The following is a 25,411-nucleotide window of genomic DNA, read 5'->3' as shown; positions in this document are numbered from 1 at the left end:
AAAAATTAAATCACCTTAACGTAGATTTGCGTTCAATTAAATTTGTTTTAACAATAATAGTTTCATGAATTTGCTTTTTATTTTCATTAGAAATTTTAGCTAACAATAAATTTGTAGCAGCTTCACCTATTTGCATGCCAGATTGATTTATAGTAGTTAAAGCGGGTTCAATAACCGAAGAAATAGTTTCGTTACTAAAGCCAACAATAGCAATATCTTCTGGAACTCTAATTTTTATTTTTCTCAAATATTGAATTGCACCAATAGCAACTACATCATTTGCGCAAAACAAGCCATCTATTTTATACGGTAGCGCTAATATTTTTTGTACATTTTGTGCACCATCTTTTTCCATTAAACTAGAAGAAACAACCAATTCTTCTCTAAAAGGAATCTTATGTTTTTCTAACGCAGCCTTGTAGCCTTTAAATCTGTTTTTATAAATTTCTAAATTTTGTGGGCCAGAAAAATGAGCAATATTCGTGCTGTTTTTTTCAATTAAATGCTCTACAGCAGTAAATGCAGCATTAAAATCATCTATTACAACTTTACTGTTTTCTGCTATATCGCAATGTCTGTCAAAAAAAACAAACGGTATCTTTCTTTGTTTTAATCCCTTTAAATGATCATAATTTTTAGTTTCCATAGAAATAGAAATTAAAACACCATCTACTCTATTTGCTAACAACGTATCTATAATACTTTTTTCTCTTTCTAAGCTTTCTAAAGACTGACAAATAATAACGTTATAACCAGCTTTAAAAGCAGTTTCTTCAATTCCTGCAATTGCAGATGAGAAAAAATGACGCGATATTCTTGGTACAATTACACCTATAGTAAAGGTTTTTCTTTTTCTTAAATTAGAAGCTAAATGGTTTCGCTGATATCCTAACTCTGTTGCTTTTTTTAATATTTTATCCTTGGTTTTCTGAGCGACCCTAGAACTATTATTCAAAGCTCGAGAAACCGTAGAGCTATTTATCCCTAAAATTTCAGCAATATCATGTATCGTTATCTCAGTATTGTCCATTAAAATTCTAAATTATCATTGACTAAATTAAACATATTATGTTGTTTAGTTGAAAGCAAATATAAAAACATTAAAATACAATCGATTGTATTTTAATGTTTTTTTTCTTACTTTTGTAATATAATTAAGAAAAAACATTCAATTTCAATAAAAAATATAATGATGAAAACAAACTTTAGTACACGATATGCAGCAGCACCAAAAGATGTAAAAACTTATGATACCGCAAGAATTAGAGAAGAGTTTTTAATAGATAACTTAATGGAAAAGAACACTATTAATTTAGTGTATTCTCATTATGATCGTTTTATTACAGGTAGTGCAGTACCAACAAATTCTACTTTAAAATTAGAATCTATAGATCCTTTAAAAGCCGAAAATTTTTTAGACAGAAGAGAATTAGGAATTATAAATGTAGGTCAAAAAGGAAAAGTTACTGTAGATGGTACAGCATACGTTTTAGAGCATAAAGAAGCTTTATATGTTGGGCAAGGAAACAAAAATGTAGAATTCTCTAGCGAGTCTGCAAGCAACCCCGCTTTATTTTATTTAAACTCTACTCCTGCTCACAAAGCTTTTCCTACTAAAAAAATAGGGAAAGATGATGTTGAAACGATAGAATTAGGAGCTCCTGAAACTGCAAATGCAAGAACATTAAGAAAGTACATTGTAAACAGCGTTGTAGAAGTATGCCAATTACAAATGGGAATGACAACCATTAAACCAGGAAGCTCTTGGAACACAATGCCAGCACACGTACATGATAGAAGAATGGAAGTATATTTCTACTTTGAAATTGCTTCAGATCAAGCAGTTTCTCACTTTATGGGAGAACCTACAGAAACAAGACATATCTGGATGGCTAACAACCAAGCAGTAATTTCACCACCTTGGTCTATTCACTCTGGTTCTGGTACAAGTAGTTATTCTTTTATTTGGGGAATGGCAGGTGAAAATTTAGATTATGGAGACATGGATCATTGTAAAATTAACGAATTAAGATAAACTTAAAAAAATAAATTATGTCTATTAACTTATTTGATTTATCAGGAAAAGTAGCACTTATTACAGGTGCAACACATGGTCTTGGTATGGCAATGGCAAAAGGTCTTGGAAACGCGGGTGCTAAAATTGTTGTAAACGGAAACTCTTCACAAGAAAAATTAGACAAAGCCGTTCTAGAATACAAAGCAGCAGGAATTGATGCTTATGGGTATCTTTTTAATGTTACAGATGAAAATGCTGTAAAAGAAAATGTAGCAAAAATTGAAGCAGAAGTTGGTCATATTGATATTCTAGTGAACAATGCAGGTATTATCAAAAGAACTCCGTTAGTAGAGATGGAAGTTGCAGACTTTAAAGCTGTAATAGATGTTGATCTAGTAGCGCCTTTTATTGTTTCTAAACATGTTGTAAAAGGCATGATTGAAAGAAAAAGTGGTAAAATTATAAACATTTGCTCTATGATGAGCGAGTTAGGTAGAAACTCTGTTGGTGCTTACGCAGCTGCAAAAGGAGGTTTAAAAATGTTGACTCAGAATATGGCAACAGAATGGGCTAAATTTAATATTCAAACAAACGGAATTGGTCCTGGCTATTTTGCAACCAGCCAAACAGAACCAATTAGAGTAGATGGGCATCCTTTTAACGATTTTATTGTAGGAAGAACTCCTGCAGGAAAATGGGGAAACCCAGATGACTTACAAGGGGCAGCAATCTTTTTAAGCTCTAAGGCTAGTGATTTTGTAAACGGACATGTAGTATATGTTGATGGCGGAATTTTAGCTACTATTGGTAAACCTGCAAACGAAGATTAGTCTTTAATAGCAGTAAAAATAACAGTTTTCAGACCTCACAAGTTTTAAAAACCTGTGGGGTCTTATTGCTATTTTTAGACCTATAAACTATAAATTCATCGAACCTATTTGCATCCAAGAACATTAATTTTTAAAATGAATAAACAATGAACACTTTAAAAAAACTATCCTATTTATTAATTGTAACCGTTGTGTTTTCTTGTTCTGAAGAGAAAAAAAACACAATTATTACCGTGAAAAATATGCTCGATTTTGAACGTACTTTCGAAACCGTAGAACTTAACAAATCTTCTCTAAAGGTTGATGATTTTTCTACTGTTGGAATAAAAAATGTAAAAACAGGACAACTTGAGGTTACCCAGCTTGTAGATATTGATGGAGATGGTGCTATGGATGAACTTTTATTTCAACCTAAAATGGCCGCAAATTCAGAAATAAGCTTCGAAGTTGTAAGCATTACAGCTGCAGAAAACCCGAAAGCAGAAGACTTCTGTTACTCTCGTTTTGTACCAGAACGTACAGATGATTATACTTGGGAAAACAACAAAGTTGCTTTTAGAGTGTATGGACCCGTTGCTCAAAAAATGATAGAAGACAATATTCCTGGAGGAACTTTATCTAGTGGTGTAGATGCTTGGTTAAAAAGAGTAGAATATCCTATAATTAACAAGTGGTACAAAGAAACGATGGTAGACAAAACAGGAAGCTATCACGAAGATACAGGTGAAGGTTTAGATGATTTTCATGTTGGTGTGAGTCGTGGAGTTGGTGGTATTGCTGTTAAGGTTGATAGCACTTATTATCTTTCTAAAAACTACACAAAATGGACAACAATTACCACGGGACCAATTAGAACTAGTTTTTATTTAGAATATGAAAGTTGGGATGCTGCTGGTAAAACCATCACAGAATCTAAAACAATTAGTTTAGATTTAGGAAGTAATTTTTCTAAATTTTCTACAAATATTGAAGGAACAGACACCATTTCTGCGGGTTTAACGTTGCATGAAAAAGACGGCGAAGTTACTGGTAATGATAAAAATGGATGGGTAAGTTATTGGCAACCTCATGCAGATTCAGAATTAGGAACTGCAATTATTGCAGACAAAAGCACTTTTAAAGGTTTTGAAAAATATGATGTAGAAACAAAAGATTTAAGCAACGGATATGCTCATTTAAATGTAAAGGATCATAAAGTAGTTTACTATGCAGGTTTTGGTTGGTTAAAAAGCAAACAATTTACTTCGAAACAAGACTGGGAAGATTATTTAAATAAATTCTCGAAACAGATTAACAACCCGTTACAAGTTGATATTAAATAACATTTTCTTTTTAAAATTAAAGAAGGATTGCAATTGTGCAATCCTTCTTTAGTTTTAAAATATGAAATCATCTTGACAATAAGTCATCAAAAAATAGAATTACGTCGTTTCTAAATCGGTTTTTTTATCCTGAAAAATAATGGTTCTGTTTGGTGAAGGTCTTTCTATATTATTTTCTTTGAAACGCTTTTTTATCGTTTCTAAAACATCAATTTTTAGCTGAAAACAGTCAGAAAAATTATGTGCCCAAGCCCAAACTCTTAACGTCACACAATACTCGCTCATCTCTATTAAAGCTGTTTTAGCAATAGGTTTGCCTTCTTTTTTTTCTTGAAAAGATCTATTGTCCATTAATAACGGATGTGCTTCACATTCTTCTTGCATTATCCTTTTGGCAACATCTACATCGCTATCAAACCCTATTTTAATTTCAATTCGTTCACAACACTTCAATTCTCCTAAATCGTAATTAATTAATTTTTCTTTATTAATTATTGCGTTAGGGATCACAATCATTTTGTTTTCAAAATTCCGAATTATAGTATGACGTAAGGTAATATCTGTAACAGTACCAACCATGTCATCTGTTACTTTTATTAAGTCTCCTATTTTAAAAGGCTTAAATGAAATGATAAATATACCACCAATAACATTAGACAATGCTTCTTGGGAAGCAACACCAGCAATTAGAGCAATAACACCTGCACCACCTAAAGCAGTATGAGCCAAACCTCGCATCGATGGAAAAGCCAATAAACATAAAACAATTCCTAAAAAATAAATAACAACAACAATTACATTTCTCAAAAACTGTAGACTGGTAGGATCATCATTGTGTTTTACTTTACGTTCTATAGATGTTTTGAACCACATGTTTGTTGTTGCAGCTGCCACGATTGTAAATACCGCCATTAAACCTAAATATAAAACGAGTTCTATATTTTTTAAAATAATGGCATACTTATTTTCACCGACAAAAATAAAACTCATCCCAATTAATCCTAAAACAACCCATAATGCATTTAGAATTCTTTTAACTAAGTTAACTGTTTTAGGTTGCTCTTCTGGAAATTTTTCCAGCTCTTTTTTTAGCAGCCAATTATGCAGTAAGTTTGTTAAAAAGCGCAGTATAATTACAGCAATTAGAACTCCTACCACCCAATACATATATCCTTTATAGGTTATCAAAAAATCTTTCATTATTTTACTTTTAGCGATTGTAATAGTTTATTTATTTTTTACACACTGGTATTTTATACTTTAATTTTAAAGTTAAGAGTTTTTAGCTAATATTTTTCTGATTATAATGTATAAAATATGCTGTTGATTTTTTTCTCATACTTTCGTCTAAAATCAAAAAAGGATTGTATTGCTACAATCCTTTTATTTTTATCCTTATAATTAGGGGTTAAGAATAAAAAACTAATCCAAATAGTACTATTTAAAATTTTCTACTCCTTCTTTCATCCAGTTGTAATATTCTTCTGCATCTGGTGTGTACCCTACAGGAGTGTTTAAATCCTCTTCTTTATGATTTATTAAAACATAAAAGGGCTGTGTATTTGTTTTGTATTTTATGGTTTGCATCTCACTCCATTTCTGACCAATGTATTTTAGTTTTTTTCCTGGTCTCAATTTAGAATCTACTATTTCGCTTTCCTTTAAAGGTCTTTTATCATCTACATATAAGGAAATAAGTACCACATCTTTTTTAAGCATTTGCAAAATTTTAGGTTTAACCCAAACATTTTGTTCCATTTTTCTACAATTTACACAAGCATGTCCTGTGAAATCGATCATTACGGGCTTGCCTACCTTTTTTGCATATGCCAAACCTTTATCAAAATCATTAAAAGCTAAAATATTGTGTGGTGCCATTAAATGTGCTCCATCAGGAACGTCTATATTAGAAGCGCCTCCAGAACCTAATTTCATGTATCCAACGCCGTAAGGAGATTCGCTGTAATGTTGTGGTGGTGGAAAAGCACTAATTATATTTAACGGTGCGCCCCATAATCCTGGCAACATGTACAAGGTAAACGTTAAAGAAAATAGCCCTAAACCTAATCTACCTACAGAAATATGTTTCAATGGTGAATCATGTGGTAATTGAATTTTTCCAAAAAGATATAAGGTCAATGTACCAAAAATGGCAATCCAAATAGCGATAAAAACCTCTCTTTCTAACCAGTGTAATTGTAAAACTAAATCTGCATTCGATAAAAACTTGAAAGCCAAAGCTAGCTCTAAAAACCCTAAAACTACTTTTACGGTATTTAACCATCCTCCAGATTTTGGCAATGAATTTAACCAACCAGGAAAAGCAGCAAATAATGCAAATGGCAATGCAATTGCCAAAGAAAAGCCTAACATACCAATAATTGGTCCTATTTGGCTACCTCCAGCAGCAGCTTCAACCAACAATGTACCAACAATTGGTCCTGTGCAAGAAAAAGAGACAATAGCGAGTGCTAATGCCATAAAGAAAATACCAACTAAACCACCTCTATCTGCTTGAGAATCTACTTTATTTGCCCAAGAATTTGGTAACATAATTTCAAAGGCTCCTAAAAATGATGCCGCAAAAACTAATAGCAAAACAAAGAAAATTACATTAAACCAAACATTTGTAGAAAGTGCATTTAAAGCATCTGCCCCAAAAAGAAGACTTACTAAAACACCTAATAAAACATAAATTACAATGATTGATAATCCGTAAATAATAGCATTTTTAATTCCTTTTGCTTTGGTTTTACTTTGTTTGGTAAAAAAACTAACCGTCATTGGTATCATTGGAAAAACACACGGAGTTAACAATGCCGCAAAACCAGAAATAAATGCAATAAAGAAAATAGATAGTAAGCCTTTATTGTCACTTTCTTTATTTGGATTTTTAATCTCTTCTGCTTTGTCTGAAGAGACGGTAGTTGCATTGCCTTTTTTTACTACTATTGCTTTTTTAAGAATTGCATTTTGTAAATTAAATTCTAAATCTACATATGTTGGTGGCAGACATTTAGTATCATCACACACCATAAATTCTACTTCTCCTATAACACTAGAAAGGGTTGCATCTACAACTTTTATTCTCTGTTGAAATGTTGCACTGTTTTCGAAAAACTTAATTTTCATCATAAAAACAGGATCATCAACTGTATGCCCTTCATCTTCTACAACACCACCAATTAAAGCATAATTTTCATTCGTTTCAAAAGTAAAATCCGTAGGAATTGGTCCACCTTCTGGAACTACCTGTGAATACAAGTGCCAACCAAAATCGATTGTTGCTTTTGCTACTAAATTATATTCAGTTTCGGACAGTTTCTCTACAGATGTAGCCCATTTTACAGGTTTAAACACTTGTGAAAACGTGTTAAAACTTAGAATTAATGTTAGGATTAAAATTATTTTTTTCATCTTTCTCTATATTATTTAGACTCCATTTTTTCAATCGGATCTTTTAATGGCTTGATAATTATTTCATACGATTTTGCATTTGCTATTAAATTTTTCGCAAACGTCTTTATATCTTTTACTTTTAAATTTTTTACGATGTCTTCGAAATTTTTAGAGGCATTCATATTATATCCTTCGCGATAAAAATTAACTAGAAGACTCATTTCGTAGCTATTATAATCTTGTTGCTGCTTGTATTCTTTTAGATAATTATTTTTTGTTTTTTCTAAATCTGCCTCAGAAATAACTCCTGCTGCTACTTTTTTTAATTCGCTGTGAACAATAGCAACCAACTTTTCAACTTTATCTGGGTTGCAGTCAAACTGTACCCAAAGATTTGCTTGCTCGTTTGGTCTTTTGGTTACACTACCATAAGCACTAGCACCGTACGTTCCGCCTTCATCTTCACGTAAAAGATCCATATATCTTAAGCTTAAAATATCTGCCAACGCTTGTGCCATTATATTATTCTTTAAGCTGTACTTGTAATCATTTTTATAAGAAATTCTTACCGTACTTTTAGGATCTTCCATTTTTAAGAACACATCTTTATCGATTGTATTGTGCAACCATGGTGTAGAATTATCTTTCCAAACTTCTTTTGTATTGTTTGTAGGAATACTTGCGATATACTTTTCTAATAAAGGTTTTAGTGTATTCTCATCTATATCTCCCACGATAAAAAACTCAAAATCAGACGCATCTGCAAATCGTTCTGCATAGATGTTCTTTATTTTATTAAAATTAATTTTACTAGCAAAATTTGTATTAAAAATAGTTTTCTTAGGATTGTTTTTACCGTACAAAGCTACCGTTACACTATCCTGAATTTTCTCATTTATGTTTTCACTTCTTCTTATCAAATAGTTATCTACTTGCCCTTTAAACACTTTATATGCATCTTCATCGAAACGAGGTTTTACAAAACGTAAATGCACCATTTGTAACATGGTTTCTGCATCTTTAGTAACGGAAGATCCATTTATACTTTCGTTTAAAGCGGTAATATCTATGTAAGTAGACGCCGTTTTTCCTGCCAATACTTTTGTTAAATCGGTTGCAGAATAATCTCCTAAACCAGATTGTTGCACTACAGTGCTTGCGTATTTCGCAGATGGTAAATCTTCATCGTTTATAAGCGATAAACCACCGTAACTAACGGCTTCTAATTTTACATCATTTTTATTCTTGTTGGTATATTTATAATGCACTTTTATACCATTACTTAACTTAAATGTGGTTGCTTCTACCTCTTTATTTTTCTTTTCTGAAATAATTGTACCTGATTTAATATCAACATTTGAAATTAAAGTTTTACCAGAAAAAGCATCCGCGTAAGCGATTATTGTAGTGTCATTTTCAACCAGATTGATAATGTTTTTCGCTTCTTCTTCAGACAAATTATTTTTTCCATTAACACCAGTTACAATAAGAGATCTGTTATTAGCTGTATAAAGTTGTTTCAGTCTTTGGTGTATGTCTTCCTTTTTTAAGCTAGCAACTATTTTTTCTATGAATTGATATTGTTTTGAAATATCAACCATTGTGATGTTTTCTAAATAATTTTGCTGAATCTCATACACAATAGCTGCGTGAGATTTATCACTTTCTTTAGATATTTGAGTTTGGTAGTAATTTTTAAATTGCACAATAGCTCGGTCTATTTCTTCTTGCGTGAATCCGAATTTTACAGCCCTATTTATTTCTGTTAAAGTCGCTTTAAAAGCCTTTTGTTGTTGATTTGGTTTTGGAGAAATAGAAGCTGAAAAAGAACTTGTTGCTCTAGAATTCTTGCTATAATTAATTCTAGCACCTAAGAATGGTGTATTTGGATTTTGAGTAAGTTCACTAATTCTAGCACTAAACATGCTCGTAATCATATTTTCTATTAAGAAATCTTTTAAATCTTTAACTTTAGCATATGTTTTTGGTCTTTGGTGTCTAATACCAAATTCTATTTGAGCTGTGGTTACTTCTTTATCTTGAACCAATGCATAAAGCATCTCTTCGTTGTCTGGTATGTTTACAATAAAACGTTCTTTTGGATTCTCAATTGCTGGAATATTAGAAAATAGTTTTTCTATTTTAGCCTCAACTTCTTCAACATCTACATCGCCAATAATAGCTATTGCCTGTAAATCTGTTCTGTACCAATCGTGGTAAAAATCTCTAAGCGTTTTGTATTCAAAATTAGCTACAATGTCCATTAACCCAATAGGCATACGTTCTGCATAAATGGTATTGTTAAACATTACAGGTAAGCTTTGTTTAAAAATTCGCATTCCACCAGATTGTCTGGTGCGCCATTCTTCTTTTATAACACCGCGTTCTGCATCAATTTCTTCATCTGTTAACAACAAACCATTAGACCAATCACGCAATATTAATAAACAAGTGTCTATTAATTCTGGCGTTGCCGGTATATTGTTCATGTTATAAACTGTTTCATCAAAAGCAGTGTAAGCATTAATATCTTGCCCAAAAACAGCTCCTTCTTTTTGCAACGTATTTAAAACACCTTTGCCTGCAAAGTTTTTAGTACCATTAAAGGCCATGTGTTCTAAAAAGTGAGCTAAACCTTGTTGTTTGTCATTTTCTAAAACCGAACCTACATTCTGAATTATATAATAACTAGCAGCATCTTTGGTTACATCTGTATTATAAATATAATACGTTAATCCGTTTTTTAAAACACCTTTTTTAACAATGTTATTTGTTGGAAGTTGTGTGTTTAAATCTAAATCTTGCGCATGCAGATTAGAACCAATTAATAGGACTAAAAAAAGGATTAATTTTTTCATTGTATCGTTGTAAAAAGATTGTTTGTTATTTGAAGTAGAAGAACTAAGGGTTCTTAGAACAGTGCATTTTTTTTATAATTTAAAACTAAAACCAAAGGTTATAAGTTCTTTGATTTTAGTTTTAAATACTCATAAGGTGTAACAATTAGAAGTATTTTCTAAATGTCTAAACTATTAAAAAGTGTTTTTAATTTTTCTTCGGATGGTCTTGGAGCATCATAATTTACAATATTTCCTTTTGTATCAATTAAAATAAACCTAGGAATCCCGTAAATAAAATAATCTCTAATAAACTGAGAATCATAATCTTTATCTGCCAATAACTGAATACCACTCATGTCTTTATCTTTAATCATGGCTCTCCATTTTGACTCATCCTTTAAATTATCAATTGAAAGACTTACAAATTTAATGTTCTTATCATGATATTCTTTTTCTACTTTCTCTAAAAAAGGAATTTCATATTTACAAGGCCCACACCAAGTTGCCCAAACATCTATATAAACATAGCTACCTCTATAGTCTTTTAAAGAAGAAGTACCACCTCTATAATTTACATAATCCGTAAATTCTGGCGAAGGATTTCCTTTTCCTAAAGCTTTATTTATTTTTTGCTGCTCTTCGTATTGTATTAAGTTTTCCTTTTCAAAAAGCACCAATTCTTTTCTCTGTCTATTTACAAAAGCAGTATCGAAATCAACTTTTTTAGCCTCTAATTCATTGCTAATTCCTTCTGTATAGCTTTTCGTTTTTGCTGTAAAATCTGCTTCATTTAAACTTAAATACTCTTTATAATTTTCACCATAAAGTTCGCTTGCCTTTTTAGTTTTAAACCTTAAAAAGTTATTTTCGATTTCGCCGTTTCCAGAAAAAGAAATACTCTTTGCAATCTCTTTGCTATCTAAAGTTAAATTTAAATTCATGTTGTTTTCTAAATACAACCCAAAAACACTTTTGTAAACTGCAGTAAAAGTAACCGGTGCATCTAACTTTAAAGTATCTCTAAAATTACCCGCAGCATCTACAGCTACCATTACCGTTTTTTTATTTTTGGCATCGTACAACCTTAACCTTAAACTGTCTATTGGGTTTGTAATTGTACCAGAAATAACTGCATAATCTTTAGGCTTTTCTTCTGTACTACAAGACATTACTGTGATTAGTAAAAGCGCTATAAAAAAAATATTTTTCATAATATGATTTGTTAAGTATTAATAATCTGGATTTTGATCTACATTATTGTTCCCAATAATTACTTGCGAAGGAATTGGTAAAATCAATTGTCTTTCTGTTGTAATTGTTGCTTTTTTAGAAGCGATTGTTACATCACCTAATTTACTATATCTTACAAGATCGAACCAAGATTCTCCGTTTTCGTAAAACAATTCTAATAATTTTTCTTGTCTAACATCTTCTAACAAAGTTGCTTTGTCTGAAAGCATTTTTGGTGTAACAGAAACACGATTTCTAATAGTGTTTAAGCTTCCTAAAGCAACTGTTAAATCTCCACCAGGTCTTCTTGCTTCTGCTTCTGCATGAATTAAAAATACCTCTGCTAATCTTAAGTGATATAATGTATTATTTTGTGATGAAGCATTGTTTATAAACGGATATTTCCCTTGTGTATTAACTCCTTTGGTACCCTCTGAGTACGCAAAACTAAAACGAGGATCGTAATTAGTACCTGCTCCAGTTAAATCTCCATCTGTTGCAGTACCAACTTGTGCATCTGCAGTTGTTTTTAAATTATCACTAAAAGTAGTTCTGTTAATTAAATCCATTGTACTACCACCTTCTTGTCCAGAACTTGCATAAGGAGCAAAAAGTACTTCCTGAGAATTAAAACTGTTGCTAAAAATTGCTGAATAACTTGATTCTAAAGCATACCCCTCTGTATTATTAATTACCTCATCTGCTAATGTTGCAGCATCTGTGTAATTACCGGTGTACAATTCTACTTTTGCCAATAATGCTTTTGCTGCAATTTTACCAGCATAAAAATGTTCAATAAATTCTGGACCGTTTGCGGCTGCAAATTCTAAATCATCTTTTATAAAAGTATAAACTTCTTGCACAGAATTTCTAGGGCTTGCCGTAAGTTCTGTTGAAAATTCTTTTCTTAAAACAAGACCAAAACTTGAGTTTACATCATAAAATTGACCGAAATAACGCAACAAATTAAAATAAGCAAATGCACGTTGAAATTTTGCTTCAGAAATCATTCCGTTTTTACGTTCTTCTGATATACCAACTGCTTTACCATCTTCTAAGCCTTTAATTAAAAAGTTAGTAGAGTTAATTATTTTATAATGAGCATTGTATAAGCTTGCTAAAAACACATTACTTACTGGCACTTCATTGGTGTTAAAACCATTACCACCAGAAAGACTTCCAGAAATAATACCTTCATTACCATACGCAGCTAAATATAACGGAAATGCGCTTACATCGAAATCTCTACCTAGATCGTAAACTCCATTTAAAACCTGTTGCGCAGAAATCTCATCTCTTATGGTGTTTTCTTGCGTTAATTGGTTTTGAGGTTCAATATCATCTATACTACAGCTTGTCATTAACACTAAGATTGATGCACAAACTAGATTCTTAAATATTTTAATATCTATTTTCATTTTTTTCTTTTTTAAAATTGAACTTGAATACCTAATGAGAATGCTTTTGCTAACGGATAAGGATCTTCATTATCTACTTGATCTGTAATCCCTCCTCTTTCAGAAAAAGTTTCCGGATCCATACCTGGCCAGTTTGTAAATGTTAACAAATTAGTTCCTGTAAGAAAAAGTCTTGCGTTGTTTATACCATATTGATTCATAATAGTATGGTCGAACGTATAACTTAACTGCACACTTTTTAATCTTAAATAAGAAGTGTCATACAAATACCTGTCTGATGTTCTACTACTTGCAGATGCATCAAAATATAAAGCTCTTGCGTAACGTGCATCTGTGTTTTCTGGGGTCCAAGTATTTAAACCGTACTCACTGTATTTATTTTCACCTAAAATATTTAACGTTCCAAAAGAAATGTTATTCCAAGTTCTCTCTCCTCCAACAGAGTACTGCATTAATGTAGATAAACTTAAATTTTTATAGGTGAATGTATTCGAAATTCCACCAAAATAATCTGCTTCGATATCTCCTAGAATTGTTCTATCTTCTGTAGTTATTCTACCATCATTGTTTAAATCTTCATACATATAATCTCCTACACTAGTAGCAATTTGATCATACAAACCAGTTGAAGATGCAGTATTTAAAGCATCTACTTCTGCCTGATCTTGAAATATTTTAACAACTTTGTATCCTTTTATAGTTCCTACTGGTTCTCCTTCAACAAAATAATCTAACTGAAACTGGTTGATGTTTGCGCCATTTAGTTTGTCTAATTTGTTTCTGTTTAAAGACCAGTTTACATTTGCAGACCACGTAAAGTTTTCATTTTTAATAATGTCTCCTCCAATAGCTAATTCCACCCCTTTATTAGTTACATCTATAAAGTTAGCAAAGTAACTGTTTGGACCTAATTCTAAAGGCAGAGGCGTGCTTACTAGAGCGCCAGTAGTTTTTCTACTATATACATCTATACTACCTCTTAATCTAGAATTTAATAATTCAAAGTCTAAACCTAAGTTTACTTCTTTTGTTTCTTCCCAACCAATATTTGTGTTCGGAAAATTATCATTTGGTAAAATAGCAGAACTACCATTATACAAATCATCGGATGCAGATTTAAAAAACTGTAAGTATGCAAAGTCAGATATGTTTGTAGAACCCACAGCACCTACACTTGCTCTTAATTTTAAATTATTGATGGTACTACTATCCTTTAAGAAATCTTCGTTAGAAATATTCCAACTTGTAGATAGTGAAGGAAAATAAGCTCTTCTATTTCCTGGTCCGAATTTAGAAGATACATCTGTTCTAAAGTTTAAAGTAGCGTTGTATAAATTTTTATAACCATAGGTAACTCTAGAGAAAAAAGAGTTTAACCCAGATTCTAAACGATTGCTAGAATAAGAACCAACAGATTCTGCTGATGAACCATTAATAAGAACATCGTCATCTGGGAAACCAATATAAAACTGACTACTATTGTCAAAATTAGTTCTGTCCCAAGCAGCACCTAATAAAAAGCTAAAACGATTATCATTTACTCTAAAATTATAGTTTGCAGTTAAGTTTGTAGTTACGTTAGAAACTAAGTTTCTAGATTCGCTTAAGAAAGATTGGTTAGGAAAAAACACAAAATCTGTTTGTGTAATTTGCGGAACAAAGGTTCTATTTGCACTGTAAAAAACGGCTGCATTTACATCTGCTTTTAACTTTAAATTTTTAATTGGCTCTACTTCAATATATGAGTTTCCAATAAAATTATAGTTTTTTCTATTTGTTTTGTTTTCTAACCTCATTAATGGGTTTGGCTCAAAAGTTGCAAATCCGTAAGAAAAATCTGTTTGCCCTAAAAGTTGACCATTGTCATCATAAACAGGTAAATCTGGTCTTGCTTTTGCAATAGAACTGTTTAACGTATATTGACCAAAAATATCATCTTCACCAGAATCAGATTCTGTATGACCTAAACTAACCGTACCACCAATCTTAACATTTTTATTTAAGTTGGTATCTAAAGACATATTTAAAGTATATTGTTTAAGATTGTCTTTTTTAGTTAATCCTTCTTGGTCTATAAAAGCAAGACTAATTGCATAGTTGTTGTTTTCACCACCACCGTTTACACTAAAATTAGCTTGTTTTGTTACGGCAATATTTCTAAAAACTTCTTTGTTCCAATCGGTATCTGCATCGCCAAAATAACTGTCTCTTAAACCGTTATAATTTACTTGAAAAGGGAATGTTGAAAAATCTATTTGTACATCTCCAATATTATCTAAGTCAAAAGCAAAAAACGGATCTATTTGACCAGCATTCATTGCCGTTACTGTATTACCAATTAAAATATCGTAAAAATTTCTATATTGAGAAGCATTTAAAACCTTTACACTGTTAATAGGTTTTGCAAGACTTGTAGTGTAAGAAAAGTTCATAGACGCTGCCTGGTTTCTTTTCCCTTTTTTAGTGTTAATTATAATAACACCATTTGCACCTCTAGAACCATAGATAGAAGTTGCTCCTGCATCTTTTAAGACATCAAAACTTTCTATATCTGCAGGGTTTATTGTTAATAATGGGTTTGCACCACCTAATGCATCGATATTAAAAGGCACACCATCAATCACATATAATGGTTGATTTAGACCACCAAAACCAGACAAAGGAGAAGTAACACCCCTAATATTTAAACGAACAGGAGCACCTGGTCTACCAGAAGATTGAGAAACATTTACACCTTTTACCAATCCTCCTAAAGCACGGTCAAAACCAACACTACCAATAGAAGATTGTACAATATCTTTTGTTTTTACAGATGAAACTGCTCCGGTAACATCTTCTCTTTTTTGTTTACCATATCCTATTATCACTATTTCGTCTAACTGCCCAAAGTCTTCTTCCATAGTTACATTTACAATGGCTCTAGCACCTACTTCTGTACGAACTGTTTTATAACCTAAAGAAGAAAAAACCAATACGTTTTCATCTTCGCCTAAGCTAATTTTATATTCTCCATCAAAATTAGTTACCTTACCTCTACTAGTTCCTTCTACTAAAACCGTTGCTCCTACTACGGGCATCCCTGTTTTATCTAAAACTTTACCCGTAATTTGTTTGGTTTGCACAAATGATGAAATAGCTACTTCTGCCATTTCTTTAATTACGATTGTATTCTTATTCAGGAAATCAAAATTAAAATTACCCCCAGATAAACTTACTCTTAATAAGTTATCTGCTGTAATAATTCCTTTTTTAAGGGTGATTTTTGGAAAGCTGTTAAAAAGACCTTCTTGATAGATAAAGTTATAATCTGTCTGATTCATAATGATATCAAAAACTTCATCTACAGTTACCGTTTTAACGGTCTTAATAGACACTTTTGCGTTCTGAGACAACACATTGTTTGGTGATAAACTAAAAGCCGAAAGGCAGCATAAAAAAACAAAAGTTCTCATAATGTTCATTAATAGTTTTTTTCTGATACTGAAAAAAACACTGGTTTGGTTAATTTTCATAAATTTGCATACTTATTAATTGGTTAGACATTTAATTGATTTATAATACATTTTGGGAATATTAGATAAAGCTTTCGACGGTCTACTCTTTTATTCCCTTTTTTTTACTCTAGATATATTGTTTTATTTTCAATTTTAAAAGATGTGATAATACTTGCACTTTTAATTGCTTTTAATATTTCTTCGATGGGTTGTTTTTTACTTAAAACCCCTTTAAATTTTGTTGTTTCTAAATCTTTATTATTAAACACAACTTCTAAATCATACCATCTAGAAAGCACTTTCATAATCTCTTTTAAGTTTTTACCTTTAAAACTAAAAACACCATCTTTCCAAGAAATCTCATTATACACATCAACCGTATGCAAAACAATAACACCTGTATTCATATTTACAGTTGCTTGCTGGTTAGGAATTAAAACTTGATTATCTTCTTTAGTGTTTAAGGCTATTTTTCCTTCAACCAAAGTGGTGTAAGTTATTGTTTCATCTTGGTAATCTTTTACATTAAACTCGGTTCCTAAAACCTCTATATTTTGTCTTTTAGAAATCACCTTAAAAGTTGCCCCTTTATTTTTTGTACTTGAAGTTACCTCAAAATAAGCTTCACCATAAACAAGTTCTACTTCACGCGGTGCATTTTGTTTAAATTTAACAGGGTATTTTAACTTCGTAGCAGAATTTAACCAAACTTTTGTTCCGTCTGAAAGTGTTACAAAAAACTGACCTCCATTTGGTACCGTTAAATAGTTATACGCAATTTCTTCTGTAACCTTTTCTGAAGCTGCATCATATACCAAAGACACTCCGTTACTATTTATGTTTTTACTTTCGTATTTTTTACCTTTTTCTAAAGCGACAGCGGTACCATCTTCTAAAGTTAACGTTGCCTTGTCAGAACCTACTACCATTGGTTCTTCACTAAATATGAAAGAACTTTCTTTAGAGTAGTTTTTAATTACCACAGATAAAATAAATAATAAAGTTATTGATGCAGCGATTTTTAAGACGTTTTTTGTATTAAAAGGGAACTTTTTCTTCTTCTTTGGTTGTGTATCTATAGTGCCCACAATATTTTGCCAAACTTTTGTTTTGCTTTCATTGATAGTAGTATTCTTAGAACCCTTTGTTTGATAAGAGTCTAGATACGCTTCTAATAATTCAATTTCTTTTTCAGAACATTGATTATTAGTATATTTTGTAAAAAGTATTTTTGCTTCTGATGTATTCATTAAAGTAAAAACTATAAGTGTTTATTCTTAAGTACCCAAAAAAGAAGATAGGTACACGTCTAAATTTCATTATTTTTATAATAGGGCGTAAAACCCTTATAAAATATAGGATAAAATTAGTGTTTATTTTAAAAGTTTGCTATAAAAAAGAGTGTAAAGAACAAAAGATATTCCTCTTTATCTAAGTTATTTTTAATGGAAGACAACGCTTTTGAAACTTGATTTTTTACTGCTTGCACAGAAATACCTAACGTTTCTGCTATTTCCTTATGCGTTTTATGCTCGTACCTGCTTAATTCAAAAATTTCTTTACAACGCGTTGGCAGTTTAGAAACAGATGTTTGAATCGCGTTTTCTAATTCTGCATATTCTAAAGTATTTTCAGAAGAAACAGCGACATTAATAAAATTTAATCGGGTTAAATCTTTATCGGGAAACTTATTGTCTCTAAAATGTTTAAATACTTGAAACTTTACTGCTCGAAACAAATAAGCGTCTAAATTGTTAATGTCATTTTTCTTTCTTTTAGACCAAAAAGCTATAAATATATTCTGAATTAAATCTTCGCAAACCTGTTTATTATCTAATATATTTAAGGCATACACAAGCATCCTAGAAGCAAATTTATCATAAACTTCTTCGAAGGCTTTTACGTCATTATTTGCAATACGTTTTAATAACGCATTATTAATATCTGTCTGTAGCATTGCATTTTAATATAAAAAGTTAAAAGTATAAAAAACGCCGAACTAATAAGCTTTGTTTTTATATTTTTATAGATCGGTAGCCTACCACACTTAATACCAGTAAAATAAAATAATTTAGATTTCTTATGATGGCCATCTGCTTCGTCTCTAAATATAATGATCTTTTACAAGTAGGTCTCTAAATTTTCTGATGTAATAATATCAATAGGCAACAAACTTTTAGCAGGAATTTCCTTATCAAAAAGAAAATAATCAACCAAATAAGACAAGCCTAAATACACTTGTTTTTTAGGATCTTGATGAATTAAAAAATTAATAATACCATCATTTAAATACTGAATATTCTCATCTAATAAATCGTACCCAACAATCTTTACATTTTTAATATGCTTCGCTTTAAAAAAATCTGCCACTTTATAAACTTTAGAAGTAGTTACAAATATAGCTTCAACCTTAGAAGTGTTGTTAAAAATACTGTCTAACCTATTTTCAAGTGCTGCCTGTTTAGTATTATAAGTATTAATTACATAATTAGCGTCCTCTAATTCATTAAAATAATGCCGAAACCCTTTTTCTTTTTCTTGCATGTGAATCGAATTATTATAATCTTCATCAATGTGAATAATGGCAATGGCAGCATTTTTAGAAATTATCATTTGAAGCAAGCTGGCAGCTATTCTTCCACTTTTAAATAAATCTTGCCCAACAAAGTTTTTTGTTTTTTCCGTTTCTAACTGATTGTTAAACTTACTTACAATAATATCTGCAAGCGCATAATTATTAACAATAGCAACGGTTTCTTTATAAAACAAAGGCGCTAACAAAACAGCGTCCGGAGATAATTCTAATACTTTTTTATTAATTTCTATAAAAGAATTTACATCATTAGGATGAAAAAAGAAAGGTTCAATAAAAACACCAAAAGACGCAAACTCTTGCACAGCTGCTTCAATTCCTTCAAAACACGGTCGCCAAAAAGGATCTTTATTAAAATCTGGCAACACCACACAAATATGATACTCTTTGGTCTTTTTTAAACTTCTAGCCAACAGGTTTGGCTTGTAGTCTATTTCACTTAATACAGCATTTACTTTTTCTAAAGCTTTTACAGAAACCTTGCCTCTTTTATGAATTACTCGGTCTACCGTCCCTTTAGATACGCCTGCTAACTCTGCAATATTTTTAATGGTGTATTTCTTCATTATGACAAATATAATGTTTTTGTTTCATAAAGTGTGTTCGAACACATTTTATTGAAAACATCTTGGTAACACAAAAAAAATTATATATTTTTGTAGATAAGATGAGCGATAGCAAGTCAATAATAAAAAACAAAACTATCTAAAAATCAATCTATTATGAGTAAAAACAACAAACCAACATTAGTTATTCTAGCAGCAGGAATGGGTAGTAGATATGGCGGATTAAAACAAATGGATACTTTTACTCCTGAAGGAGACACAATAATAGATTTTTCTCTTTATGATGCAATTCAGGCTGGTTTTGGAAAAGTTGTTTTTATTATTAGAAAAAGTTTTCAAGCAGAATTTAAAGCCATTTTTAATGAAAAATTAGCGAGTAAAGTTGAAGTTGAATATGTATTTCAAGAGTTAGAAAATGTACCAGAAAAATACAGAAACCCGGAAAGAGTGAAACCTTGGGGAACTGGGCATGCTTTATTAATGACAAAAGATGTTATAAAAGAAAATTTTGCCATTATAAATGCAGATGATTTTTATAGCAGACAAGCTTTTGATGCCATTGCAGAACAATTAAGAAATACAGATATAGATAGTTACAATTTTAGTATGGTTGCCTATTCTTTAAAAAACACGGTTTCAGACAATGGCTATGTTTCTAGAGGAGAATGTACTGTAAATAAAGACGGCTTTTTAACGGATGTTACTGAAAGAGTTAGAATCGAAAAAATTGATGGAACCTTAAAAAGTGAAGATGACAACGGAAAAATGATTCCTATTAATATAAACACAACTGTTTCCATGAACTTTTGGGGCTTTACACCAAAATGTTTCGAGTTTGGAGATGAATTATTCTTAGACTTTTTAGAAAAAAACACTCAGAACTTAAAAGCAGAATTCTATTTACCTACAATTGTAAATAAAATGTTAGCATCTAAAAAAGCTTCTGTAAAAGTATTAGAATCAGACTCTATTTGGTTTGGTGTTACGTATAGCGAAGACAAAGAAAAAGCACAAAAAGAAATCAATAAGTTGAAAGAGAACGGAGTGTATCCAACTAAATTATGGAACTAATATGAACGCAGAAATTCTAACATCTATTTTTAACAAATTCGATCACCAATCGAATTATGTAAGTCATTCAGAATTAAATTCTGGTCATATAAACGACACTTTTTTAATAAAAGCAGACGGCAATAAAGATTACATTCTCCAGAGAATAAATCACGCAATTTTTAAAGACGTTCCTGGCTTGGTAAACAACAAAGTTTTAACAAGCAATCACATTAGAAGCAAATACCCAAATTTATCTAATGAAGAATTAAACAAAACGGTTTTAAGTTTTGTGAAAGCAAAAGACACCGCTTTTTATTATCATAATGAAAATGGTGATTTTTGGAATGTGATGATTTTTATTGATGATAGCATTACCTACGAAATTGTAAAGGAGAAAGAAGTAGCCTACGAAGGCGGTAAACTTCTAGGAGATTTTCTTAACTTAACATCAGATTTTGATAGCAGCAAGTTAATAGACGTCATTCCTAATTTTCATGACATGTCTTTTCGTTATAAACAATACGCTTCTTCTATACAAAGTGCTTCAAAAGCGCGTTTAACTAAAGCCGCCAAATACATAAAAATAGTTGCAGCTTTAAAAAGTGAAATGCACATTTTACAAGAACTGAAAGAAGCAGGAAAAATTCCTGTAAGAGTAACGCACAACGATACTAAAATTTCAAATTCTCTTTTCGATAAAGAGAACAAAGGTGTATGCATGATAGATACAGATACGGTAATGCCAGGAATTATACATTATGATTTTGGTGATGCTATTAGAACTATTTGTAATACTGCGGCAGAAGATGAAAAAGAGTTGTCTAAAGTAGAATTTAACCTAGAGTATTACCAAGCGTATGAAAAAGGTTTTCTAGAAAAGACAAAAGATTCTTTATCTGAAACGGAATTAAAATACTTGCCTTTAGCAGCAAAAACCATGATTTTTATAATGGCAATAAGGTTTTTAACAGATTATTTGAATAATGATGTTTATTACAAAACAAATTATGAAGAACACAATTTAGATAGAGCCAAAAATCAATTTAAATTGATTGAAAGTTTTTCTGAAAAATTATCAATATAAAAATAAAATAACCATCAATTACACCCATAATTTAAACCAAAAAAATCATGCAACAAAAAAATAACACAACAGCAATTATAATTATTGCGAGTTTATTTTTCATATTCGGCTTTGTAACCTGGATCAATGGCGCTTTAATTCCATTTATGAAGACCATAAACGAATTAACAGATGCCCAATCTTATTTAGTAGCTTCTGCTTCTTACATTTCGTTTGTAGTAATGGCATTACCCGCCTCTTATATTTTAAATAAAATTGGCTATAAAAAAGGAATGTCTTTAGGACTAATTATTATGGCAATTGGTGCACTGGTTTTTATTCCGGCAGCAGAAGCAAGAACATATTGGGTGTTTTTAACCGGTATTTTCATTCAAGGAGTTGGTATGACAATTCTACAAACAGCAGCAAACCCATACATTACCATTTTAGGTCCTATAGATAGCGGTGCAAAACGTATTGCTATTATGGGAATTGCAAATAAAACAGCAGGTGCTTTAGGTTCTTTAATCTTTGGTGCATTGCTATTATCTGGAATTGATGAAACTAAAGAAAAATTAGCTGGCGCTACTTTAGAAGAGAAAAATGTTTTATTAGATACCATGGCAGACAGTGTTTTTATGCCTTATATCATAATGGCAATTGTATTATTCGTATTAGGAATTCTAATAAGAAAAGCACCATTACCAAATGTTGAAGCAGATGAAACAGAAGAAGTAGTAGCAGGAAAAACTGCAAAAACAAGTATTTTTCAATTCCCTAATTTATGGTTAGGTGTATTGGCATTATTTGTATATGTTGGTGCAGAGGTTATTGCAGGAGATACTATTATTTCTTACGGAATTTCTCTTGGCTTTACAGGTGAAGAAGCTAAATATTTTACAACTTATACATTAATGGCAATGGTTGCAACGTATGCTTTGGGTGTTTTCTTAATTCCGAAGTACGTAAAACAAAAAACAGCTTTAATTATAAGTGCCATTTTAGGAATCATTTTTAGTTTCTGTATTTTAAACACAACCGGCTTTACATCTATTTTATTTGTAGCTGCATTAGGTGTTGCAAATGCATTGGTTTGGCCAGCAATTTGGCCTTTAACTTTAGATGGTTTAGGAAAATTCACAAAAACAGGATCTGCTTTATTAATTATGGCAATTTCTGGGGGTGCAATTATTCCGCCTTTATATGGTAGAATTGTAGATGCTGCCAAGCATGAATTAATGACTAGCGGAATCGAAGAAGCACAAGCAATGGCAACTGCTTCTACAAGTAGTTATTGGATTCTAATTCCTTGTTATGCTATTGTTCTCTTTTTTGCTATTTGGGGACATAAAATAAAAAACTGGAGCAAATAACAACACAAACTTTTCATAGAAACAAACAACACATTATGTTAAAAAGTAATATAGACAAAGCAACAGGTTTCGAAAAAAGATTCGAGAATATTGGTACGGTAGTTTTTAAAGAAGCAACATCGGCATCCAAAGCAATCGCTCAAGAAATTGCAAGCCTTATCAAAGTGAAACAATCTCAAAAACAACCTTGTATTTTAGGCTTGGCAACAGGTTCTTCTCCCAAAGGATTGTATGCAGAATTGGTGCGCTTACACAAAGAAGAAGGTTTAAGTTTTGAAAATGTGGTTTCTTTTAATTTGGATGAATATTACCCAATGGAACCAGATTCTGTAAACAGTTATGTGCGTTTTATGCAAGAACAACTGTTTAATCACATCGATATTTTACCAGAAAATTGTTTTGTGCCAGACGGAACTTTATCTAAAGCCGAAATTAGAAATTATTGTGATCAATATGAATCAAAAATTGAAGCCTTTGGCGGAATCGATTTACAAATTCTAGGAATTGGTGGAAATGGTCATATTGGTTTTAATGAATCTGGATCACTTCAAAACTCTAAAACAAGATTGGTTGCCTTAGATCATGTTACAAGAGTTGCTGCAAGCCGAGATTTTTTAGGTTTAGAAAATACACCAAGAACAGCCATTACTTTAGGTGTTAAGAAAATAATGGAAGCCAAAAGAGTTATTTTAATGGCTTGGGGAGAAGGAAAATCTAACATTATTAAAGTTTCTACAGAAGACCAAGTTAGTAGTTTAGTTCCTGCATCTTACTTACAAGAACACAGAAATGCAATGTTTGTTTTAGACCAAGCAGCAGCTTCTAAATTAACAAGAATTAATACGCCTTGGTTGGTAGAGAAAATAGTATGGACAGACACACTTACCAGAAAAGCGGTGTTAAGTTTAGCTCTTTTCTTAAAGAAACCAATTTTAATGTTAACAGATGCTGACTATATTGAAAACGGAATGAGCGATTTATTAGCAGATTCTGGACCAGCGTATGACATTAACATTAGTATCTTTAATAAATTACAAAATACCATTACAGGTTGGCCTGGAGGGAAACCAAATTCAGACGACAACAAAAGACCCGAAAGATCGGAACCAGCTAAAAAACGTGTGTTAATTTTTAGTCCGCACCCAGATGATGATATTATTAGTATGGGTGGTACTTTTAAGAGATTGCATGAGCAAGGACACGAAGTACATGTTGGTTACCAAACTTCTGGAAACATTGCTGTTGCAGATGATGAAGCCTTGCGTTTTGCAAGTTTTGTTTGTGATTATAATGATAAATTCGGCATTGATAATACCGAAGCAAATGACATTTATAAAAAAGCAGTTACCTTTTTAAAGAACAAAAAATCTAGTGAAATCGATACTTCAGAGGTTCGGTACATTAAAGGATTGATTAGAAAAGGAGAAGCAAGAGCAACAAGTCATTTTATAGGTTTACCAGATGCTCAAATTCATTTTATGGAATTACCTTTCTATGAAACTGGCGCAATTGAAAAAAACCCAATAGGTGTTGCTGATGTAAAAATCACCGCCGACCTAATTGAAAAAATTAAACCTCACCAAATTTATGCCGCAGGAGATTTAGCAGATCCTCACGGAACGCATAAAGTTTGTTTAGATGCTATTTTCTCGGCTGTAAAAGAACTTAAACCTAAAAAATTCATGAATGACTGTTGGGTTTGGTTGTACAGAGGTGCATGGCAAGAATGGGGAATTGACGAAATAGAAATGGCTGTACCAATGGGACCAGACCAGGTTTTAGAAAAAAGAAAAGGAATCTTTAAACATCAATCTCAAAAAGATGGTGTTGTTTTTCAAGGTGCAGATAGTAGAGAATTTTGGCAACGTGCAGAAGATAGAAATAGAGAAACTGCAGAATTATATGACAAATTAGGTTTGTCTCATTATGCGGCTATGGAAGCTTTTGTAAGATGGAAATATTAATAATTCTTAAATCATAAAGAATGACATTAATAAAATCAATATCTGGAATTAGAGGAACCATTGGAGGTAAAACGGGCGACAATTTAACACCCATAGACGCTGTGAAATTTGCAGCGTCTTATGGTGCATTTATACAAGCAAGAAATGCTGATAAGAAAAAGATAAAAGTTGTAATTGGCAGAGACGCTCGTATTTCTGGAAAAATGATTTCTAGTTTGGTCGCAAATACTTTAGTTGGTTTAGGTATTG

General features: G+C 31.5%; 17 protein-coding genes and 1 pseudogene. 8 read left to right on the top strand and 10 right to left on the bottom strand.

Annotated features, from left to right (window positions below):
* Positions 1–10: 10 nt before the first annotated feature.
* Positions 11–1,030, bottom strand: a complete 1,020-nt coding sequence (locus ES045_RS12330) for a LacI family DNA-binding transcriptional regulator (protein ID WP_147116595.1) — start codon at positions 1,028–1,030, stop codon at positions 11–13.
* Positions 1,031–1,192: 162 nt separating this feature from the next.
* Between ES045_RS12330 and kduI the strand changes: the two genes are divergently transcribed.
* The 3 genes from kduI (at position 1,193) to ES045_RS12315 (ending at position 4,169) form a co-directional block, all read left to right on the top strand.
* Complete coding sequence (gene kduI / locus ES045_RS12325; RefSeq protein ID WP_147116594.1) at positions 1,193–2,035, top strand: 5-dehydro-4-deoxy-D-glucuronate isomerase; 843 nt, start codon at positions 1,193–1,195, stop codon at positions 2,033–2,035.
* A 17-nt stretch (positions 2,036–2,052) separates the two neighbouring features.
* A complete protein-coding gene (locus ES045_RS12320; protein WP_147116593.1) occupies positions 2,053–2,847 on the top strand; it encodes a gluconate 5-dehydrogenase in 795 nt (264 codons plus the stop codon).
* Positions 2,848–2,993: 146 nt separating this feature from the next.
* Positions 2,994–4,169: a DUF4861 family protein gene (locus ES045_RS12315; protein WP_147116592.1), complete on the top strand. Its 1,176-nt coding sequence runs from the start codon at positions 2,994–2,996 to the stop codon at positions 4,167–4,169.
* Between the two features lie 99 nt (positions 4,170–4,268).
* Here ES045_RS12315 and ES045_RS12310 read toward each other — a convergent pair whose 3' ends face one another.
* The 9 genes from ES045_RS12310 to ES045_RS12270 form a co-directional block, all read right to left on the bottom strand.
* Positions 4,269–5,369 (bottom strand): mechanosensitive ion channel family protein, encoded by a 1,101-nt coding sequence (locus ES045_RS12310; protein WP_147116591.1) that lies wholly within the window; start codon positions 5,367–5,369, stop codon positions 4,269–4,271.
* 237 nt (positions 5,370–5,606) lie between these two features.
* Complete coding sequence (locus ES045_RS12305; protein WP_147116590.1) at positions 5,607–7,586, bottom strand: protein-disulfide reductase DsbD family protein; 1,980 nt, start codon at positions 7,584–7,586, stop codon at positions 5,607–5,609.
* A gap of 11 nt (positions 7,587–7,597) precedes the next feature.
* Positions 7,598–10,426: a M16 family metallopeptidase gene (locus ES045_RS12300; protein WP_147116589.1), complete on the bottom strand. Its 2,829-nt coding sequence runs from the start codon at positions 10,424–10,426 to the stop codon at positions 7,598–7,600.
* Between the two features lie 158 nt (positions 10,427–10,584).
* On the bottom strand, positions 10,585–11,619 hold the full coding sequence (locus ES045_RS12295) for a TlpA family protein disulfide reductase (protein WP_147116588.1): 1,035 nt from the start codon (positions 11,617–11,619) through the stop codon (positions 10,585–10,587).
* 18 nt (positions 11,620–11,637) lie between these two features.
* Positions 11,638–13,056 (bottom strand): RagB/SusD family nutrient uptake outer membrane protein, encoded by a 1,419-nt coding sequence (locus tag ES045_RS12290; protein ID WP_147116587.1) that lies wholly within the window; start codon positions 13,054–13,056, stop codon positions 11,638–11,640.
* 11 nt (positions 13,057–13,067) lie between these two features.
* A complete protein-coding gene (locus ES045_RS12285; protein ID WP_223267249.1) occupies positions 13,068–16,517 on the bottom strand; it encodes a SusC/RagA family TonB-linked outer membrane protein in 3,450 nt (1,149 codons plus the stop codon).
* Between the two features lie 155 nt (positions 16,518–16,672).
* Complete coding sequence (locus ES045_RS12280) at positions 16,673–17,800, bottom strand: FecR family protein (protein WP_147116585.1); 1,128 nt, start codon at positions 17,798–17,800, stop codon at positions 16,673–16,675.
* 128 nt (positions 17,801–17,928) lie between these two features.
* Entirely contained in the window at positions 17,929–18,507 is a 579-nt protein-coding gene (locus ES045_RS12275) for an RNA polymerase sigma factor (RefSeq protein WP_147116584.1), read from the bottom strand.
* Between the two features lie 164 nt (positions 18,508–18,671).
* Positions 18,672–19,709: a LacI family DNA-binding transcriptional regulator gene (locus ES045_RS12270; protein ID WP_147116583.1), complete on the bottom strand. Its 1,038-nt coding sequence runs from the start codon at positions 19,707–19,709 to the stop codon at positions 18,672–18,674.
* 156 nt (positions 19,710–19,865) lie between these two features.
* Here ES045_RS12270 and ES045_RS12265 point away from each other — a divergent pair, with 156 nt between their 5' ends.
* The 5 genes and pseudogenes from ES045_RS12265 to ES045_RS12245 form a co-directional block, all read left to right on the top strand.
* On the top strand, positions 19,866–20,780 hold the full coding sequence (locus ES045_RS12265) for an NDP-sugar synthase (protein WP_147116582.1): 915 nt from the start codon (positions 19,866–19,868) through the stop codon (positions 20,778–20,780).
* A 1-nt stretch (position 20,781) separates the two neighbouring features.
* The gene (locus ES045_RS12260; RefSeq protein WP_147116581.1) at positions 20,782–21,846 is read left to right on the top strand and encodes a phosphotransferase enzyme family protein; all 1,065 of its coding nucleotides are present in this window, start codon (positions 20,782–20,784) and stop codon (positions 21,844–21,846) included.
* A 47-nt stretch (positions 21,847–21,893) separates the two neighbouring features.
* Positions 21,894–23,198: a sugar MFS transporter gene (locus tag ES045_RS12255; protein WP_147116580.1), complete on the top strand. Its 1,305-nt coding sequence runs from the start codon at positions 21,894–21,896 to the stop codon at positions 23,196–23,198.
* 35 nt (positions 23,199–23,233) lie between these two features.
* Entirely contained in the window at positions 23,234–25,162 is a 1,929-nt protein-coding gene (nagB, locus tag ES045_RS12250) for a glucosamine-6-phosphate deaminase (RefSeq protein WP_147116579.1), read from the top strand.
* Between the two features lie 20 nt (positions 25,163–25,182).
* Positions 25,183–25,411 (top strand): annotated as a pseudogene (locus ES045_RS12245) (phosphoglucosamine mutase); the annotation flags it as partial.

The organism is Polaribacter sp. IC073, from assembly GCF_007997075.1.
GTDB lineage: Bacteria > Bacteroidota > Bacteroidia > Flavobacteriales > Flavobacteriaceae > Polaribacter.
Note: the sequence above shows the minus strand (reverse complement) of the source record. Positions and strands in the feature narration are given on the sequence as shown.